Annotated in this window: 2 protein-coding genes; both read right to left on the bottom strand. The window is 75.9% G+C overall.

The window, feature by feature from the left end; translation table 11 throughout:
• A partial coding sequence (locus VGR37_09330; protein ID HEV2147589.1) for a condensation domain-containing protein occupies positions 1-1,447 on the bottom strand: 1,447 nt, incomplete at its 3' end.
• A 90-nt stretch (positions 1,448-1,537) separates the two neighbouring features.
• Positions 1,538-3,188: condensation domain-containing protein (locus tag VGR37_09325; protein HEV2147588.1), on the bottom strand; the 1,651-nt coding region annotated here is incomplete at its 5' end.

Below are 3,188 nucleotides of genomic sequence, written 5' to 3'. Positions count from 1 at the left end.
CGTCGGGCCAGCGCGCCGCACGCGCGGCGATCACCTCGTGCACCAGGGCGTCGCGCGGGAAGTCCGCGTCCGCCGCGGCGCCCTGCGCCAGGAGCCGCTCCCGCTCGCCCGGGGCGAGAACGGAGATCTCGCGCAGCGGGCGTTCCGGCGCGCCCGCGAAGGCGGCCAGCACGCTCCCCAGGTGCTCCAGGAGCCGCTCCGCCTCGTGGGCGCGGAGGCGCCCCCGGTGATAGGTGCAATCCAGCACCATCTCCTCGCCCGAGGGCGACGCGGCCACGAAGAGCGGGTAGTCGTCCACCTCCAGCCCCCACACGTCCTCCACCCCGAAGCGGCCGCGGGTGGGGGCCGCGGGGTCCACCGGGTAGTTCTGGAAGGAGAGGCAGCTCTCGAACAGCGGCGTCCCGCGGGCGACCTCGCTCCACGCCTGCACCTGCACCAGCGGGGCGTGCTCGTGCTCGCGCGCTTCGCCCTGCCGGCGGTGCAGGGCCTCCAGCCACCCCAGCACCGGGGCGTCCGGCGCGACCCGGACCCGCGTCGGGATGGTGGCGACGAAGAGGCCCACCATCTCCTCCACCCCCTCCAGCTCCGCCGGCCGGCCGGAGACGGTGCTTCCGAACACCACGTCCTCCTCCCCGGAGTAGCGCGACAGGAGGAGCGCCCATGCCCCCTGCACCACGGCCGCCGGCGTAAGCCTCCCGCGGCGCGCCAGCTCGTGCACCGCCGCCGTCGTCTCGCGCGGGAGGCGCAGGGCGCACCGCCCGCTCTCCGGCCGCCCCCCGGGCGCCGCTTCCGCCGGACGGCCGACCCCCAGCGGCGTGGGGGTGGCGAACCCCGCGAGCGCTCCGCGCCAGAATCGCTCGGCGGCGGCCAGGTCGCGCCCCTTCAGCCACGCGACGTAGTCGCGGTAGGGGCGCGGCCGCGGGAGGGCCGCCTCCCGCCCGCCGGAGCACGCCTCGTACAGCGCCAGGACGTCGCGGTAGACCAGCCCCAGGCTCCATCCGTCGAGGATCATGTGGTGGTGCGTCCAGACGAGCCGGTACGCCTCGTCCCCCAGGCGGAAGAGCGCCAGCCGAATCAGCGGCGCCTTCCCCAGGTCGAACCCCTCCTCGCGGTCGGCGCGCAGGAACGCCTCCAGGCGGGCCTCCTGCTCCTCCCGCGGCATCCCGCGCCAGTCCTCGCTCCGGAAGGGGAGCGCCGCGTGCCGCACCACCACCTGGAGCGGCCGGTCCACCTTTTCCCACGCGAACCCCGTCCGCAGCGCCGGGTGCCGGTCCACCACCCCCTGCCACGCGCGCCGGAAGGCGTCCTCGTCCAGCTCGCCGGCGAGCCGGAACCCGAACTGGCCGACGTACACCCCTCCCCCCTGGTCCGAGAGGGCGTGGAAGAGCATCCCCTCCTGCGTGGGGGAGAGCGGGTAGACGTCCTCCATCGTCGGGCGCTTGCTCATTGGGTCTCGCATCCTGATGTAGATTTCAAAAAAACGGTCCGGAAATGTTCGTGCGGCGCCGTGCGCCGCTCCCTGCGGGAGGCGGCGGCCCTACAGGAAGTCTTCCTCCAGCGCCGCGAGCGCAGCCTCGTCCAGGTCGGCCAGCGGGAAGTCGGACGGGGTGCTGCCGCCCGCGTCGTCCGCGCCGCAGTGGGCGATCAGGGCCCGCAGCTCGGCCAGGTAGCGCACGGCGAGCGTGCGCACCGTCCCCGGCAGGTGCACGCGGCCCCCGTACTCCCAGCGCACGCGGAGCACTCCGTCCTGCACGGAGGCGGTGACCTCCAGCAGGTGCTCCCGTTCGCCGGACCCGGCCCGCTCCGGCCCCACGGGTCCGTCGGCGAGGGCGAAGAGCGAACCGGCGAGGGGGGCGTCGAGCTGCCCCAGGTAGTTGAAGGAGACCTGCGGCGCGGGGAGGGCGCGGAGGCGCCGACGCACCTCCGCGTCGGCGGAAAGGTGCCGCAGGACCCCGTACCCGATCCCCTGGCGCGGGACGGCGCGGAGCTGCTCCTTGACGGCCTTGAGCTCCTCCCCCTCCCCGAACACGCCGCGCAGGTCGAGCAGGACCGGGTAGACGGAGGTGAACCAGCCCACGGTCCGTGACACGTCCACCCCGGGGAAGAGGTCCTCCCGCCCGTGGCTCTCCAGCTCCACCGCCACCAGGCGCTCGCCGGTCCAGCCGGACAGGGTGCGCGCCAGGGCGGTGAGGAGGACGTCGTCGATCCTCGTGCGGTAGACGGCGGGCACGTCCTGCAGGAGGGCCCGCGTCTCGTCCGGGCCGAGCTCCACCGCCACCTCCGCCGCGGAGGCCACGTCGTTGGGGCCGTCGGCGAGGTCCTGCGGGAGGGGCGCCGCGGCGTCCAGCTCCCGGGAGGTCCAGTACCCGGCCTCGTCCCGCAGCGCCGCCGAGCCCGCGTGCTCCTCCAGCCGCTGCGCCCAGGTGCGGTAGGACGCGGTCTTCGCGGGGAGCGCGGGCTCGGCGCCGCGCAGCAGCGCCCGATAGGCGTCCTGCAGGTCCTCCCCCAGGATGCGCCACGACACCCCGTCGGTCGCCAGGTGGTGCGCCGCCAGGAGGAGCCGCTGCTCGCTTCCGAGGTCGAAGAGCGCCGCGCGCAGGAGCGGGCCTTGCTCCAGGTCGAGCCCGGCCTGGAGCTTCGCCGCGGCGGCTTCCAGCGCCGCCCCGCGCTCGCCGGCCGGGACCGCGCGGAGGTCCACCCGCTCCAGCGCCGCCTGGCCGCCCGGCTCCGCGTACCACTGGATCCACGCACCGCCGCGCCGGGCGAAGCGCAGGCGGAGCGCGTCGTGGTGGGCCGCCACGCGCGCCAGGGCCCGGTCCAGCACCGCCGCGTCCAGCCGCTCGCGGGGGGCGAGGAGGAGCGACTGGTTCCAGTGGTGCCGGTCGGGCACCTCCCGCTCGAAGAAGCGGAGCTGCACCGGCGTCAGCGGGACCTCGCCCGGGGCGACCTCCTCGTCCGGGGCGCCGCGGGAGGCGACCCCGGCCACCCGCGCGAGCCCCGCCACGGTGGGGTGCTCGAAGAGCTGGCGCGGCGTGACCTCGATCCCCTCCTTCCGGGCGCGGGCGACCATCTGGATCGCCAGGACGGAGTCGCCCCCGGCCTCGAAGAAGTCCTCGTCCGTCCCGATCCGCGGACGCCCGAGCAGCTCCGCCCAGACCCGCGCCAGGACCTCCTCCACGGGCGAGCGC

This window comes from Longimicrobiaceae bacterium, from assembly GCA_035936415.1.
GTDB lineage: Bacteria > Gemmatimonadota > Gemmatimonadetes > Longimicrobiales > Longimicrobiaceae > JAFAYN01.
This window is presented reverse-complemented; position numbering and strand designations above follow the sequence as displayed.